The organism is Methylophaga lonarensis MPL (assembly GCF_000349205.1).
Taxonomy (GTDB): domain Bacteria; phylum Pseudomonadota; class Gammaproteobacteria; order Nitrosococcales; family Methylophagaceae; genus Methylophaga; species Methylophaga lonarensis.
In genome coordinates, this window is sequence record NZ_APHR01000025.1 from 1 (window position 1) to 16,117 (window position 16,117).

13 protein-coding genes and 1 tRNA gene are annotated in these 16,117 nt (G+C 49.1%); all 14 read right to left on the reverse strand.

All coding sequences use genetic code 11. From position 1 onward, the window contains the following. Window positions 1-670 (reverse strand): GTP-binding protein (locus MPL1_RS05140; RefSeq protein ID WP_009726064.1); only part of this gene is annotated, 670 nt, incomplete at its 3' end. 28 nt (window positions 671-698) lie between these two features. Continuing rightward, window positions 699-2,798, reverse strand: coding sequence for an elongation factor G (gene fusA, locus MPL1_RS05145; RefSeq protein WP_009726065.1), 2,100 nt, complete (start codon window positions 2,796-2,798; stop codon window positions 699-701). An 82-nt stretch (window positions 2,799-2,880) separates the two neighbouring features. Beyond that, on the reverse strand, window positions 2,881-3,351 hold the full coding sequence (gene rpsG, locus MPL1_RS05150) for a 30S ribosomal protein S7 (protein ID WP_009726066.1): 471 nt from the start codon (window positions 3,349-3,351) through the stop codon (window positions 2,881-2,883). A gap of 41 nt (window positions 3,352-3,392) precedes the next feature. Further along, window positions 3,393-3,767 carry a 30S ribosomal protein S12 gene (gene rpsL / locus MPL1_RS05155; protein WP_009726067.1) on the reverse strand — a complete coding sequence of 125 codons (375 nt, stop codon included), beginning with the start codon at window positions 3,765-3,767 and terminating at the stop codon, window positions 3,393-3,395. A 142-nt stretch (window positions 3,768-3,909) separates the two neighbouring features. Further along, window positions 3,910-8,112, reverse strand: coding sequence for a DNA-directed RNA polymerase subunit beta' (rpoC, locus tag MPL1_RS05160; RefSeq protein ID WP_009726068.1), 4,203 nt, complete (start codon window positions 8,110-8,112; stop codon window positions 3,910-3,912). Window positions 8,113-8,175: 63 nt separating this feature from the next. Then, window positions 8,176-12,252, reverse strand: coding sequence for a DNA-directed RNA polymerase subunit beta (gene rpoB, locus MPL1_RS05165; RefSeq protein WP_009726069.1), 4,077 nt, complete (start codon window positions 12,250-12,252; stop codon window positions 8,176-8,178). A gap of 174 nt (window positions 12,253-12,426) precedes the next feature. Then, a complete protein-coding gene (rplL, locus tag MPL1_RS05170; protein ID WP_009726070.1) occupies window positions 12,427-12,801 on the reverse strand; it encodes a 50S ribosomal protein L7/L12 in 375 nt (124 codons plus the stop codon). A gap of 56 nt (window positions 12,802-12,857) precedes the next feature. Further along, complete coding sequence (rplJ, locus tag MPL1_RS05175) at window positions 12,858-13,385, reverse strand: 50S ribosomal protein L10 (RefSeq protein WP_009726071.1); 528 nt, start codon at window positions 13,383-13,385, stop codon at window positions 12,858-12,860. A 208-nt stretch (window positions 13,386-13,593) separates the two neighbouring features. Beyond that, window positions 13,594-14,286, reverse strand: coding sequence for a 50S ribosomal protein L1 (rplA, locus tag MPL1_RS05180; RefSeq protein WP_009726072.1), 693 nt, complete (start codon window positions 14,284-14,286; stop codon window positions 13,594-13,596). Then, window positions 14,286-14,720: a 50S ribosomal protein L11 gene (gene rplK / locus MPL1_RS05185; RefSeq protein ID WP_009726073.1), complete on the reverse strand. Its 435-nt coding sequence runs from the start codon at window positions 14,718-14,720 to the stop codon at window positions 14,286-14,288. The genes rplA and rplK overlap by 1 nt, the downstream gene beginning before the upstream one ends. Window positions 14,721-14,797: 77 nt before the next feature. Further along, window positions 14,798-15,331 (reverse strand): transcription termination/antitermination protein NusG, encoded by a 534-nt coding sequence (gene nusG, locus MPL1_RS05190; protein WP_040576902.1) that lies wholly within the window; start codon window positions 15,329-15,331, stop codon window positions 14,798-14,800. 13 nt (window positions 15,332-15,344) lie between these two features. Then, window positions 15,345-15,683 carry a preprotein translocase subunit SecE gene (gene secE, locus MPL1_RS05195; protein ID WP_009726075.1) on the reverse strand — a complete coding sequence of 113 codons (339 nt, stop codon included), beginning with the start codon at window positions 15,681-15,683 and terminating at the stop codon, window positions 15,345-15,347. A gap of 36 nt (window positions 15,684-15,719) precedes the next feature. Next, window positions 15,720-15,795, reverse strand: a tRNA-Trp gene (locus tag MPL1_RS05200). 65 nt (window positions 15,796-15,860) lie between these two features. Continuing rightward, window positions 15,861-16,117 (reverse strand): EF-Tu C-terminal domain-related protein (locus MPL1_RS05205; RefSeq protein WP_040576903.1); only part of this gene is annotated, 257 nt, incomplete at its 5' end.

Here is a 16,117-nt window from a genome sequence, read left to right on the forward strand (position 1 = left end):
AGATTGAGAATACGTCTTCAATCGGCATCAGGAACGCGCCATCAATCGCACGCTCTGGTTCTGGGAAGTAGCTGTCCATCGCTTCGGTCAGACGCATGATAGATGGCACACCAATTTCGCTGGTGTCACCTTCCAGGGCTTTCAGTGCGCTACCAACGATGATTGGCGTGTCGTCACCTGGGAAGTCATAGCTGTCCAGCAACTCACGTACTTCCATCTCGACCAGTTCAATCAGTTCAGCATCGTCAACCATGTCCGCTTTGTTCAGGAACACGACGATGTAAGGAACGCCTACCTGACGTGACAGCAGAATGTGCTCACGGGTTTGTGGCATCGGACCGTCAGCTGCGTTGACTACCAGAATTGCACCGTCCATTTGTGCTGCACCGGTGATCATGTTTTTGACATAGTCAGCATGGCCTGGGCAGTCAACGTGGGCATAGTGGCGGTTGGCAGTTTCGTATTCTACGTGTGCTGTAGAAATGGTAATGCCACGCTCTCTTTCTTCTGGTGCGTTATCAATATCCGCGTAATCCTTGAACGTACCACCTTGAAGCTCTGCCATTACTTTGGTAATCGCCGCTGTCAATGTGGTTTTACCATGGTCAACGTGACCAATGGTGCCCACGTTGACGTGGGGTTTCGTTCTTTCAAATTTTTCCTTGGACATTCTCGTCTACCTCAAAGTTAACTGTGTTTTATCTAGACTTGTTAATGATCGCTTCTGCAACGTTGGTTGGTATTTCACTGTAGCGAGCAAACTCCATTGAGTAGGTTGCTCGCCCCTGTGTTGCAGAACGCAAATCTGTCGCGTAACCAAACATTTCTGCCAGAGGCACTTCTGCCTTAATAATCTTGCCGCTGGGTGCGTCATCCATTCCGTTTACAAGGCCACGGCGGCGATTCAAATCACCCATGACATCACCCATGTAATCTTCCGGCGTCACGACTTCGATCTTCATGATCGGCTCCAACAACGCGGGATTTGCTTCCAGGGCACCATTTCTGAAACCCATGGAACCTGCCACCTTGAAAGCCATCTCGTTGGAATCAACATCATGGTATGAGCCGTCGAACAGCGTTACCTTGACATCTTCCACAGGGTAGCCGGCTATTACACCATTTTTCATCTGCTCTTGTACACCCTTATCTACAGATGAAATATATTCTTTTGGTACCGAACCGCCGACTGTGGCATTTTCAAAGGCGTAGCCGCTACCTGCGGGGAGTGGTTCGATTCTTAACCAAACATGACCATATTGACCACGACCACCACTTTGGCGCACAAACTTGCCTTCGGCTTCGACAGTTTTGCGAATGGTTTCACGATAAGCAACCTGTGGCGCACCGACATTGGCATCAACACCGAACTCACGTTTCATTCGGTCGATGATGATGTCCAGATGAAGTTCGCCCATCCCGGCAATAATCGTTTGTGCAGACTCCTCGTCAGTACTGACTCTGAACGATGGATCTTCTTTAGCAAGCTTGCCAAGCGCGACGCTCATTTTCTCTTGGTCGGCTTTTGTACGCGGCTCAATTGCAACTGAGATAACCGGATCTGGAAAATCCATTTTTTCAAGCGTGATAAGCGCTGCTGGATCACACAGTGTGTCGCCGGTAGTGGTGTCTTTCAGGCCAATGGCGGCAGCGATATCACCAGCACGCACTTCTGAAATCTCTTCACGGCTGTTGGCATGCATTTGCACCAGGCGGCCAATACGTTCTTTTTTGCCTTTGACTGGATTGAACACCGCATCGCCTGACTTGAGTACACCAGAATAGACCCGGAAAAATGTCAGGCTGCCGACAAATGAATCCGTGGCAATTTTGAACGCCAGTGCAGCGAAGGGTTGATCGTCGTCTGCCTCGCGTGTTTCGAGCACGTTGTTATCGACATCGACCAGACCTTTGATGGCAGGGACTTCCGTTGGTGAGGGTAAATACTCAACCACAGCATCGAGCACCGCCTGTACACCTTTGTTCTTAAATGCTGAACCACAAAAGGCAGGCACAATCTCTGTACTAATTGCTTGCTGGCGAATGCCAGATTTGATCTGTTCTGATGTCAGTTCGCCTGTTTCGAGGTATTGATTCATCAGTTCTTCATTGGCTTCAGCAGCAGCCTCTACCAGCTGTTCGTGATATTGCTGACACAGCTCGAGCATGTCTGCCGGGATCTCGGTTGCCTCATACGTGGCACCCATATCATCCGCATTCCAGTAGATCGCTTGCATTCTGACTAGATCGACCACGCCTGAGAAGGTGTCTTCAGAACCGATGGGTAGCTGCATCACAACAGGGCGTGCGCCGAGACGATCCTTGATTTGTCCTACAACGCGCAAAAAATCTGCACCTTGTCTGTCCATTTTGTTGACAAAAGCGAGGCGTGGTACGTGATATTTGTTGGCTTGACGCCATACCGTTTCGGATTGGGGCTCGACGCCGCCGACAGCACAGAAGACTGCTACAGCGCCATCAAGCACTCTCAAGGAACGTTCTACTTCAATTGTGAAGTCAACGTGACCAGGGGTGTCAATGATGTTAATACGGTGTTGAGGAAATTGTTGATCCATACCAGACCAGAAGCAGGTGGTCGCCGCAGAAGTGATGGTAATACCACGTTCCTGCTCTTGTTCCATCCAGTCCATAGTCGCTGCGCCATCGTGCACTTCACCGATCTTGTGCGATATGCCGGTGTAAAACAGCACGCGCTCAGTCGTCGTGGTTTTACCCGCGTCGATATGCGCCATAATGCCGATATTCCGGTATCGATTAATAGGTGTCGAACGTGCCACAGCTGGTACTCTTAAAAATCAACAATGTTAAAGAACAAAAAAGCTTGCCTGACAGGGCCAGGCAAGCGGTACTACATATACTTTAGAAGCGGAAGTGCGAGAACGCCTTGTTAGCTTCAGCCATGCGGTGTGTATCTTCTTTCTTCTTGACGGCAGTGCCTTTGCCTTCATAGGCGTCTGACAGTTCACCAGCCAGTCTCATGCCCATGGATTTTTCACCACGTTTGCGAGCAGCGTCAACCAGCCATCTCATTGCCAGAGCAACGCGACGTTCAGGACGAACTTCAACAGGCACCTGGTATGTGGCACCACCAACACGACGAGATTTAACTTCTACCATCGGGCTGATGTTTTCGATAGCTTTCTGGAAAATATCCAGACCATTTGCGCCTTTGCTCTCAGCAACACTGTCAAGGGCACCGTAGGTGATCTTTTCTGCAACAGACTTTTTACCATCTTTCATGATGACGTTTACAAACTTGGCAAGGCCAATGTTGTTAAACTTCGGATCTGGCAAAACTTCACGTTTGGCGACAACTCTTCTTCTTGGCATTTCTGTTTCCTAACTATATTCGTTGGACGCTAGGGCGTCTATTAGCCTTTAGGTCGCTTAGCACCGTATTTAGAACGGCCTTGACGACGAGCAGCAACACCTGAAGTATCAAGCGCGCCACGAACTGTGTGATAACGAACACCAGGCAAATCTTTTACACGACCACCGCGAATCAGAACCACGCTGTGCTCTTGCAGGTTATGGCCTTCACCACCGATGTATGAAGTCACTTCGAAGCCATTGGTCAAACGTACACGAGCAACTTTACGCATCGCAGAGTTTGGTTTTTTTGGCGTTGTTGTATAAACACGTGTGCATACGCCACGTCTCTGTGGACAGGCTTGCAATGCAGGTACGTTGTTCTTTTTCTTCTGGCGTAAACGTGGTTTACGAACCAGCTGATTAATTGTTGCCATTAAATAGTCCCACACATATTTCTAGGTACGGTATTCAGCGGCCTTGAACCAACCACTTTACCAGTAAAAATCGGGCGCCCAAGTGGGAGCCCGACAAAGAAGAGGAATTTTACATGGTTGTAAAGTTCTTCGTCAAGGCCTTTTAGCCGGCCTCGTTGACAGATTCCTCACTGTTTTCAATTACATCAGTAATTGTTTCAGCAACAGGTGTCACCGCTGATGCAGACTCAAGACGCTTGCGTTGACGCTCCTTGTGGTAAGCCAAGCCTGTTCCTGCCGGAATCAAGCGGCCTACGATTACGTTCTCTTTCAAACCACGCAGATTGTCACGCTTGCCTGTGACCGCAGCATCAGTCAGTACGCGCGTAGTTTCCTGGAACGATGCGGCAGAGATAAACGACTCAGTTGCCAATGATGCTTTGGTAATACCCAACAACAGCGGTGTGTAGAGTGCTTCTGCTTTCTCTTTCGCGCGCATTTCATCGTTGGCTTCCAGGACTCGGTCGAACTCTACCTGCTCACCTTTCAGGAAGCGGGTATCACCTGGCGCATCAATTTCTACCTTACGCAGCATTTGTCTAACGATAACCTCAATGTGCTTATCGTTAATTTTTACGCCTTGCAGGCGGTAAACTTCCTGTACCTCACTGACCATGTAGTTGGCCAGCGCCAGGACACCTTTCAAACGTAAAATGTCATGCGGATCTTCTGGACCATCAACGATCATTTCACCCTTTTCGATGTGCTCGCCTTCAAATACCGAGACATGACGCCACTTCGGAATCAGCTCCTCATGTGGTTCACCCTCTTTCGGCGTGATGATAAGGCGTTGCTTACCTTTAGTTTCCTTGCCAAAGCTAATAGTACCGCTGATTTCTGCCATCAAGGCAGGATCTTTTGGTTTACGCGCTTCGAACAGGTCAGCAACGCGTGGCAAACCACCGGTGATGTCACGAGTCTTACTGCTTTCCTGAGGAATCCGCGCCAGAATGTCACCGATACCGACGGTTGTGCCATCAGTGACACGTACAATCGCACCACCTGGCAAGAAGTATTGCGCAGGGATATCGGTACCAACGATGAACACATCGTTGCCACTTTCATCAACCAACTTAACCATTGGCCGCATATCCTTGGCAGCAGAACTACGCTGTTTCGGTTCACGAATGATCAAACTGGTCAGACCCGTTACTTCGTCAACTTGTTTGTCGACGGTGACACCTTCGACAAGATCACTCAGTTGAACACGACCCGCAACCTCAGTTACAACCGGGTGAGTATGCGGATCCCAGTTCGCCACAACTTGACCGGCTTCAACTGCCTGGTTGTCTGCAGCTGAAATTTCAGCACCGTATGGGATCTTGTAACGTTCCCGCTCACGACCGTTTTCATCAATCAGGTGCAGCTCACCTGAACGTGATACCGCGATAAATTTACCGGCACTGTTTTGTACTGACTTAATGTTGTGATAACGGATATTACCCTTGAACTTCAACACAACCGAGTTATCTGCAGCGGTTCTTGATGCCGCACCACCAATGTGGAAGGTACGCATGGTCAGCTGAGTACCCGGTTCACCGATAGACTGGGCAGCGATAACACCGACTGCTTCACCCACGTTGATTCGGTGGCCGCGACCCAAGTCACGTCCATAACAGGCGCTACATACCCCGTAGCGAGACTCACAGGTAATTGCACTGCGAACCATGACTTCATCGATACCTTCACGTTCCAGCTTGCTGACTGAAGCCTCATCAATCATCAAGCCTGCTGGCAGCACCAGCTCACCTGCTGCGTTGAGCACATCTTCGGCAACCACACGGCCAAGCACGCGCTCACCAAGTGGTTCAACCACATCACCACCTTCAATGATCGGTGACATGTTGATACCTTTGGTGGTGCCGCAGTCTTCTTCAACAACTACAAGGTCTTGTGATACGTCGACCAGACGACGAGTCAGGTAACCTGAGTTGGCAGTTTTCAATGCGGTATCAGCCAGACCCTTACGAGCACCGTGAGTAGAGATGAAGTACTGGAGTACGTCGAGACCTTCACGGAAGTTCGCCGTGATCGGTGTTTCGATGATCGAACCATCTGGTTTGGCCATCAAGCCACGCATACCGGCCAACTGACGAATCTGAGCGGCACTACCACGAGCGCCCGAATCCGCCATCATGTAGATGGAGTTCATCGATTGCTGCTCGACTTCATTGCCATTGCTGTCAGTAATGATGTCCTTACCAATGCCTTCCATCATCGCTTTAGCGATCTGATCATTGGTACGTGACCAGATATCGATGATTTTGTTGTATCGCTCACCATCGGTCACCAGACCTGAAGCGTATTGACGAGCAATTTCTTCGACTTCCGCTTCCGCTTTAGCCAGGATGTCAGTTTTCGCAACTGGAATCACCATATCGTCAGCACCCACAGAAGCACCTGACATGGTTGCTTGTGCAAAGCCAAGGTACATCAGCTGGTCGGCGAAAATAACGGTGTCTTTCAGGCCTAATCTGCGGTAGCAGGTATTGATCAGATCACCAATTGCTTTCTTGGTCATGGTGCGATCAACAACGGCAAACGGCAGACCTTTAGGCACGATACTGAACAGAATTGCACGTCCAACAGTCGTTTCAACCCGAATTCTGCGGTTTTGTTCCGGCTCTGGGCGAGTAACATCTGTTTCGTCAATACGAACGGTCACACGGGCATGCAAAGAAACGGCTTTGTTGTCGTATGCGCGACGTAATTCAGAGATATCCGCATAGTGACTGCCTTCACCTTTTTCGTTTTGCAGCTCACGGGTCATGTAGTAAAGACCCAAGACTACGTCCTGTGAAGGAATAATGATTGGCTCACCATTGGCAGGTGACAGGATGTTGTTGGTTGCCATCATCAAAGAGCGCGCTTCCAACTGTGCTTCCAGTGACAATGGTACGTGAACGGCCATTTGGTCACCGTCAAAGTCGGCGTTGTAGGCAGCACACACAAGTGGATGCAACTGAATCGCCTTGCCTTCAATCAACAGTGGTTCAAAGGCTTGAATACCCAGCCTGTGCAACGTTGGTGCACGGTTAAGCATGACTGGATGCTCACGAATGACTTCTTCAAGGATATCCCAAACCTCTGGGCCTTCACGCTCAACCATTTTTTTGGCAGCTTTGATAGTGGTTGCAAGACCGCTATGCTCAAGTTTTCCGTAGATAAATGGTTTGAACAGTTCGAGTGCCATTTTTTTCGGCAGACCGCACTGATGCAATTTCAGGTAAGGTCCTACCACAATTACCGAACGGCCTGAATAGTCGACGCGTTTACCCAGCAGGTTTTGACGGAAACGACCTTGTTTACCCTTGATCATATCGGCCAGTGATTTCAACGGCATACGGTTGGTGCCGGTAATCGCACGTCCACGGCGGCCGTTATCAAGCAGCGCATCTACAGATTCCTGCAACATGCGCTTCTCGTTACGCACGATGATATCTGGTGCGTTGAGGTCCAGCAGGCGCTTGAGACGGTTATTACGGTTAATGACGCGACGGTACAGATCGTTCAAATCCGATGTCGCAAAGCGACCACCGTCCAGTGGTACCAGAGGACGCAGATCAGGTGGCAAGACCGGCAAGACTTCCATGACCATCCACTCTGGTTTGTTGCCAGACTCCAGGAAAGCCTCCATCAACTTCAAGCGCTTGCTCAGCTTCTTGATTTTGGTTTCAGAATTGGTGCTATTGATTTCATCACGAATCGTGTCAATTTCTTTGACGATATCAATGGATCTCAGCAGCTGCTGTACAGCCTCGGCACCCATTCTTGCATCGAATTCATCGCCATATTCTTCTACCGCTTGCAGATACATTTCATCAGAAAGCAGCTGGCCTTTTTCCAGTGGTGTCATACCTGGATCGACCACGATGAATGCTTCAAAATACAGCACGCGTTCGATATCACGCAGTGTCATATCCAGGAACAGCGAGATACGCGATGGTAGTGATTTAAGGAACCAGATGTGTGCAACCGGACTCGCCAGCTCAATATGGCCCATACGCTCACGACGAACCTTGGCTACAGTCACTTCAACACCACATTTCTCACAGATAACACCGCGATGTTTCAGGCGCTTGTACTTACCACACAGGCACTCATAATCCTTGACCGGGCCAAAGATTTTGCAGCAGAACAAACCTTCACGTTCTGGTTTGAAAGTACGGTAGTTGATTGTTTCCGGTTTTTTAACTTCACCAAAAGACCAGGATCTGACCATTTTTGGCGACGCCAAGGCGATCCGGATGGCGTCAAACTCTTCAGGTTGAGTCTGTTGCTTCAGTAAGTTAAGCAAATCTTTCATGTTTTATTCTCCGCTGCCGCTCACACGGCAAATGTTTGATTATCGCTGTAAAAACCGGTCAGACTAGTCATCAACCAGGTCGACATCGATACCCAGCGAGCGAATCTCACGCGTCAATACTCTGAAGGACTCAGGCATGCCTGCGTCCATACGATAATCACCATCCACGATGTTTTTGTAGATCTTGGTTCTACCGTTCACATCATCGGATTTCACTGTCAGCATTTCCTGAAGTGTGTAGGCCGCACCGTACGCTTGAAGTGCCCAAACCTCCATCTCACCGAATCGCTGACCACCGAACTGTGCCTTACCGCCCAATGGCTGCTGTGTGACCAGACTGTATGGGCCGGTTGAACGGGCGTGCATCTTGTCATCAACCAAGTGATTGAGTTTCAGGATGTGCATGTAGCCAATGGTCACAGGACGGTGGAAGAATTCACCGGTACGACCATCAATCAAACGAGCCTGACCACTTCTTGGCAAACCAGCCAGTTCAAGCATGTCCTTGATTTCTTCTTCCTTGGCACCATCAAACACAGGCGAAGCCATTGGCACACCTTGTTTCAGGTTGGTTGCAAGTTCGATGATTTCCTCATCGGACAGTGAATCCAGCTGTTCTTTTTTGCCACTGGTGTTGTAGATCTTGTCGAGGAAATCACGTAGCTCGGCAATTTCTCTTTGCTGCTTGAGCATCTCCTCAATCTTGAAACCAAGACCTTTGGCTGCCCAGCCAAGATGCACTTCAAGGATCTGACCGATATTCATCCGCGATGGAACGCCCAACGGGTTCAAGACGATATCTACCGGACGACCATCTTCGGTGTAGGGCATATCCTCTACCGGAACGATATTGGAAATAACACCTTTGTTACCGTGACGACCCGCCAGTTTGTCACCTGGTTGGATACGACGTTTTACTGCCAGGAAAACTTTGACCATGCGCTGAACGCCAGGCGCCAGATCATGACCTGAAGTCAGTTTTTCTTTCTTCAGCTCAAAAGCTTCATCCATATCTTGGCGATATTGTTTGATCTGATTGGATGCTTGCTCCAGCAAGACATTCAATTCATCGTCCGCCATGCGGATTTCAAACCATTTCGCTTGCTCCAGACCTTTCAGGAAGCTTTTTGTGATTTTGCCACCCTTGTCAAGACCCGGCGCTTTTTCAACAGCTTTACCTGTCAGAGCACGTTCCAGACGAGCGAACACGTCATCCACCATGATGCGGTTTTGATCTTTCAAGTCAGCCCAGACTTTTTCAAGCTCGGCTTTTTCGATCTGACGGGTACGGTCATCTTTTTCCACGCCTTCACGAGTAAAGACTTGAACATCAACAACAGTGCCGTAGGTTCCCGATGGAACACGCAGCGAAGAGTCTTTTACGTCAGCAGCTTTCTCACCGAAAATAGCTCTCAGCAGTTTTTCTTCTGGTGTCAGTTGGGTTTCACCTTTTGGTGTCACCTTACCGACCAGAATATCGCCTGGTTTGACTTCGGCACCGACATAAACGATACCGGACTCATCGAGCTTGGCCAGTGCGCCTTCACTTACGTTCGGGATATCACTGGTGATTTCTTCAGTGCCCAGCTTGGTATCACGTGCCAGACAGTTCAGTTCCTGAATATGAATGGTGGTGAAACGATCTTCCTCAACAACACGCTCTGACAACAAAATCGAGTCTTCGAAGTTGTAACCATTCCAAGGCATAAATGCGACCAGGATATTCTGTCCCAGTGCCAGTTCGCCTTTGTCTGTTGATGGGCCGTCTGCTAGTACATCACCTTTAGCAATCAAATCACCCGGCTTAACGATAGGTCGTTGATTGATGGTTGTGCTCTGGTTAGAACGGGCATATTTGATCAGGTTGTAAATATCAACACCTGATTCGGAGCCTTCTGTTTCGTTGTCATTGACACGAATAACGATGCGGCTGGCATCGACAGAGTCAACCACACCACCACGACGCGCAGTCACCATTACGCCTGAATCCTGAGCAACCACACGCTCCATACCGGTACCAACGATCGGTTTTTCAGCACGCAAGGTTGGTACCGCTTGACGTTGCATGTTCGAACCCATCAAGGCACGGTTAGCATCGTCATGCTCCAGGAATGGAATCAATGAAGCAGCGACTGATACAACCTGACGAGGCGATACGTCCATGAACTGAACTTGTTCAGATGGCATCAACGAAAATTCGTTACGATGGCGGCATGGCACCATGCCGTCCATGATACGACCGCTATCATCCAGATTGATGGTCGCCTGAGCGATACGGTATTCACCTTCATCAATTGCTGACAGATAGACAATTTCATCTGTTGCCTGACCATCAACTACCTTGCGGTATGGTGTTTCGATAAAGCCGTATTCATTGGTACGAGCAAAACAGGCCAGGGAGTTAATCAGACCAATGTTTGGACCTTCAGGTGTTTCGATTGGGCAAACACGGCCATAGTGTGTCGGGTGAACGTCACGCACTTCAAAGCCAGCACGCTCACGAGTCAGACCGCCAGGTCCCAAAGCTGAAACACGGCGTTTGTGAGTCACCTCAGACAATGGATTGTTCTGATCCATAAACTGTGACAATTGACTTGAACCGAAGAACTCTTTAATCGCCGCCGCAACCGGTTTTGCGTTGATCAACTGCTGTGGCATCAAGCCTTCAGATTCTGCAATGCTCAGACGCTCACGAACCGCTCGTTCAACACGCACCAGACCGACGCGGAACTGATTCTCGGCCATTTCGCCAACGCTACGCACACGACGATTGCCAAGGTGGTCAATATCGTCAACCACGCCGTTACCATTACGGATTGAGATTAATTCTCTCAGCACAGCAACAATATCGTCTTTACTCAGTGTGCCTTCGCCATCAAGCTCTTCACGACCCAGTCGACGATTGAACTTCATACGACCGACGTTGGACAGATCGTAACGATCCAGTGTGAAGAACAAGCTGGTAAAGAGGTTCTCAGCCGCATCTTCTGTCGGTGGCTCGCCCGGACGCATCATTCGATAAATTTCGATCTTCGCTTCCAGCGGACTACGGGTCTCGTCAAGACGCAGTGTGTCGGAGATAAATGGACCGTTATCCAGGTCATTGGAATAAATGGTTTCGATGACGTTAATATCAAAACGTCTGAATGCATCAAGCATGTCAGAAGTGATTTCGTCATTGGCTGCAGCCAGTAATTCACCGGTTTGTGAATCAACCATGTCTTTAGCCAGAACCTTACCAACCAGGTAAGTTTCTGGAACCAACAGGCTGTTCATGCCTGCTTTTTCCATTTGTCTGATGTGTCTGCCGGTGATCTGACGCTCGGCTTCTACGATGATCTCACCATCTGGATTGACAATGTCGAACGGCACTGACTGTCCACGCAGGCGTTGTGGTTCAAGCGCAAGCTCGAAATCATCGCCTTTGCGTGTGAATACGTCATTGTCGAAGAACATCTCCAGGATTTCCTGGTTTGAGTAATCCAATGCGCGAAGCAATACCGTCGCAGGCAGTTTTCTTCTGCGATCGATACGGACATAAACAGCATCTTTTGGATCAAACTCAAAATCCAGCCATGAACCACGGTAAGGAATGACACGTGCGTTATAGAGGATTTTTCCTGATGAATGCGTTTTACCGCGATCGCTATCAAAGAACACACCAGGTGAACGATGCAGCTGCGAGACGATGACTCGCTCAGTACCATTGATGACGAAGTTACCTTTCTCCGTCATCAGCGGGATTTCTCCCATGTAAACTTCCTGCTCTTTAATGTCTTTGACGACTTTAGACTTTGCAGGGGCGTCCTTATCGTAAATGACAAGACGCATTTTAACTCTCAGAGGTGCGGCATAGGTGACACCACGCAGCTGGCATTCCTTCACATCAAAGGACGGCGTCCCCAATCGATAGCTGACGTACTGCAGCTCAGCCATACCGGTATGGCTTTTGATTGGAAATACTGACTCAAATGCAGCATGCAAACCTTTGGAAGCACGCTCGTCAGCCAGTGCATCTATTTGAAGGAAATCCTGGTAGGAGTTGACCTGGGTGGCCAGCAAGTTAGGTACTGTGAGTACACTCGGACGCTTGCCAAAATCTTTACGAATCCGTTTTTTCTCGGTAAACGTATAAGCCATGTATTACACCTCGAAGAACGACCTGTTTTTTGTGGCATCACAAAATCCAGGCAGGGGTCAGTTTTTTATAGGCTATTAACTACTAAACAGCCTGCAACGGAAAAAGGCCGGTGACCAAAGTCACCAGCCGATTTCTTTTTCGTGGTTAGAAATTCACCACGATGGTTATACAGCTTACTTAAGTTCAGCAGTTGCACCTGCTTCTTGCAGTTGCTTGAGGATGTCGTCAGCTTCAGCTTTCTCAACACCTTCTTTAACAGTGGCAGGAACGCCTTCAACCATGTCTTTGGCTTCTTTCAGGCCAAGACCGGTGATGCCACGGATAACTTTGATAACACCAACTTTGTTCTCACCGAAGCTAGTCATTACAACGTTGAACTCAGTTTGCTCTTCAGCAGCAGCGGCAGCTGGAGCTGCAGCAGCAACAGCAGCAACAGGCGCTGCAGCAGTTACGCCGAATTTTTCTTCCATTGCTTCGATCAGATCAACGATCTCAACAACAGTCATATTGGAAATCGCTTCCAAGATATCGTCTTTAGATACAGCCATGATATTTTTCCTATTTCAAGCTTACAGAATTAAATTACGTACTCAGGCCGCTAGGCTTAAGCCGCTTGTTTTGCGTCGCGAACAGCCGCGAACGTACGAACCATCTTGCTGGTTGGCGCCTGCAAAGTACGGACAAACTTCTCGATTGGTGCTTTGAGCGTACCCATGAACATGCTGATAGCCTGTTCTTTGGTTGGCATTTTAGCCAGACGATCAAGCTCTGAAGCTGGCAGTAACTGCCCACCCAGAGATACCAGTTTGATTTCAAGTTGTTTGTTTTCTTTTGCAAAGTCAGCCATGACCCGTGCCACAGCACCCGGATCTTCCATAGAAAATCCGTATACCAGAGGACCTGTCATTCCTTCCTGCATGCAGGCGAAATCAGTGCCCTCTACCGCACGACGAGCCAGAGTGTTTCTGACAACACGCAGATACACATTCTGGTTGCGCGCAGCAACACGTAACTCGGTCATTTTGGCAACTGACAAGCCACGGTATTCTGCTGCAACAGCAGAATGCGCCACTTGTGCTACTTCAGCGACCTCAGCAACGACGGCCTTTTTACCTTCGAGATTTAAAGCCACCTAAGACCTCCTTAGGTTCACTGCAAAAACGCAGTGAATTGTTGCTAACAAGAGAGAAAAAGAATCTTCTCCCACCATTACGGCATTCAACCTCAGAAATTCTGTAGCTGAACCCGTCTGCGCAGGCAGGCTTTCACCTATTAAATCGAAATGCCTGCGGTCTTAGACGACCCGTCTGTTGACGGGCGGTCCAATTGGGTTGACAAGACTAGCCCAGGAAAGCCTTGTCTACTGTGACGCCTGCACCCATGGTGCTGGAGACACTAATACGTTTAATGTAAGTTCCCTTGGCAGAACTTGGTTTCAGCTTGTTCAGATCATCAATCAGAGCGATCAGGTTCTGACGCAGAGCTTCAACTTCAAAACTAGCATTGCCGATTGCGCAGTGAATAATCCCTGCCTTGTCAGTGCGGTAACGAACCTGACCTGATTTGGCGTTTTTGACTGCTTCAGCAACGTTTGGAGTCACTGTGCCGACTTTCGGGTTTGGCATCAGACCACGTGGTCCCAGCACTTGACCCAGGGTACCTACAATGCGCATCGCATCAGGTGAAGCAATAACAACATCGAAGTCCATGTTTCCAGCCTTGATGCTTTCAGCAAGATCTTCAAATCCAACTACGTCCGCACCCGCTTCTTTAGCAGCGTCTGCATTGGCACCTTGTGCAAATACGGCAACGCGAACTGTTTTGCCTGTGCCGTTTGGCAGCACGGTTGAGCTACGCACAACCTGATCAGATTTACGCGGGTCAACACCGAGGTTGATCGCAACGTCAATTGACTCTACAAATTTTGCAGACGCGTTTTCTTTGACAAAGCTCAGCGCTTGGTCGAGTTCGAAAACTTTACCGTTTTGCAGTTTTTCGCGGATAGCGCGACTTCTTTTTCCTGAAGCAGCCATTATTCAACACCCTCCGTATTCAGACCCATGCTACGCGCAGTGCCAGCAATTGTTCTGACGGCAGCGTCCAGATCAGCCGCAGACAGATCAGGCATTTTTGTTTTGGCAACTTCTTCAAGTTGAGCACGTGTCACTGTACCGACTTTTTCGGTATTTGGACGGGGGCTTCCACTTTTCAGACCCGCTGCTTTTTTCAGCAAAACGGCCGCTGGCGGAGTTTTTGTAATAAAGGTGAAGCTTTTGTCGTTATAGACTGAGATCACCACAGGAATCGGCAGACCTGCTTCCATGCTTTGAGTTTTAGCATTGAAAGCTTTGCAGAATTCCATGATGTTCACACCATGCTGACCCAGTGCCGGGCCGACAGGTGGGCTTGGGTTTGCCTGACCAGCTGCTACTTGCAGCTTGATGTAGGCCGTAATCTTCTTAGCCATTGTTTACTCCTGATGGGTACAAACGCTTTTCAGCTCCCCGGTTAATACACCGACAAATGCCGGATGAATGTCTCAGTCTAGCCCTTGGCGACCTGACTGAACTCAAGTTCAACCGGTGTTGAACGGCCAAAGATGACCACCTCAACACGCAGGCGACTTTTCTCGTAATTCACTTCTTCAACCACACCCGTAAAGTCGTTGAATGGACCATCGGTCACACGCACCACCTCACCTGGTTCGAACAAAATCTTCGGACGAGGGCTTTCAACACCTTCTTGAACTCGCTGAAGTATTTGATTGGCTTCTTTTTCAGTAATCGGCGCTGGTCGGTCTCCCGTACCTCCGATAAAACGCAAAACTCTAGGCAGATCGTTGACCACATGCCAGGTTTCGTCGTCCATTTCCATATTGACCAATACATAGCCAGGGAAAAACTTGCGCTCACTCTTGCGTTTTTGCCCTTCACGCATCTCGACAACTTCTTCAGTCGGGACAAGGATATCGCCAAACTTTTCCTCAAGCCCCATTCGCTTGATGCGTTCTTCCAAGGAGCGCTTTACTTGCGCCTCATACCCGGAATAAGCTTGTATTACATACCACCGTTTGCTCATGTCAAACCCTGTTTCAGACAGTCAGGGAACGTACGCCCCAGCCCAGTAATGAATCGACACCCCAAAGCATAATCGCCACGATGATCACCATTACGATGACTACCAGTGTCGTTTGCAAAGTTTCCTGACGTGTCGGCCAGACCACTTTTCTCACTTCGACTTGTGTGTCGCCAAAATAAGACAAAACGTTGGCACCTACAGCTGTGCGGGATGCAATAAATACAGAAACCCCGGCAACCGCCAGCAATCCCAGTACGCGAAGCAATGTTGAATACTGTGTATAGGTATAAAACAAAGCAATCGCAGCCACCATTAAGACAGCTGCGATTATCAGTTTGATGTTATCTGCCATTGTTTTGTTATGTCATCCATCGTGGGGAGAACAAAATGGCAGGCCAGGAGGGAATCGAACCCCCAACCTACGGTTTTGGAGACCGTCGCTCTGCCAATTGAGCTACTGGCCTATCATATGCCTTTTTGATCAACCAGACGCCTTAGACAGACGTCTGGCCGATACATTCCTTAATTACTATTCGACGATCTTACTAACGACACCGGCACCAACAGTGCGGCCGCCTTCACGAATAGCGAAACGCAAACCTTCTTCCATCGCAATCGGTGCAATCAGGGTTACGTCCATTTTGATGTTGTCACCAGGCATGACCATTTCTACACCTGATGGCAAGTCACAGGCACCAGTTACGTCAGTTGTACGGAAGTAAAACTGTGGACGGTAGCCATTGAAGAATGGTGTGTGACGACCACCTTCGTCTTTCGACAAAATGA

Coding starts and splice junctions, on each gene's coding strand:
- rpoB (WP_009726069.1), bottom strand. CDS start 12,252: ATGGCTTATACGTTTACCGAGAAAAAACGGATTCGTAAAGATTTTGGC.
- secE (WP_009726075.1), bottom strand. CDS start 15,683: ATGGCAGATAACATCAAACTGATAATCGCAGCTGTCTTAATGGTGGCT.
- rpoC (WP_009726068.1), bottom strand. CDS start 8,112: ATGAAAGATTTGCTTAACTTACTGAAGCAACAGACTCAACCTGAAGAG.
- rpsL (WP_009726067.1), bottom strand. CDS start 3,767: ATGGCAACAATTAATCAGCTGGTTCGTAAACCACGTTTACGCCAGAAG.
- rplK (WP_009726073.1), bottom strand. CDS start 14,720: ATGGCTAAGAAGATTACGGCCTACATCAAGCTGCAAGTAGCAGCTGGT.
- rpsG (WP_009726066.1), bottom strand. CDS start 3,351: ATGCCAAGAAGAAGAGTTGTCGCCAAACGTGAAGTTTTGCCAGATCCG.
- nusG (WP_040576902.1), bottom strand. CDS start 15,331: ATGAGCAAACGGTGGTATGTAATACAAGCTTATTCCGGGTATGAGGCG.
- rplL (WP_009726070.1), bottom strand. CDS start 12,801: ATGGCTGTATCTAAAGACGATATCTTGGAAGCGATTTCCAATATGACT.
- rplA (WP_009726072.1), bottom strand. CDS start 14,286: ATGGCTGCTTCAGGAAAAAGAAGTCGCGCTATCCGCGAAAAACTGCAA.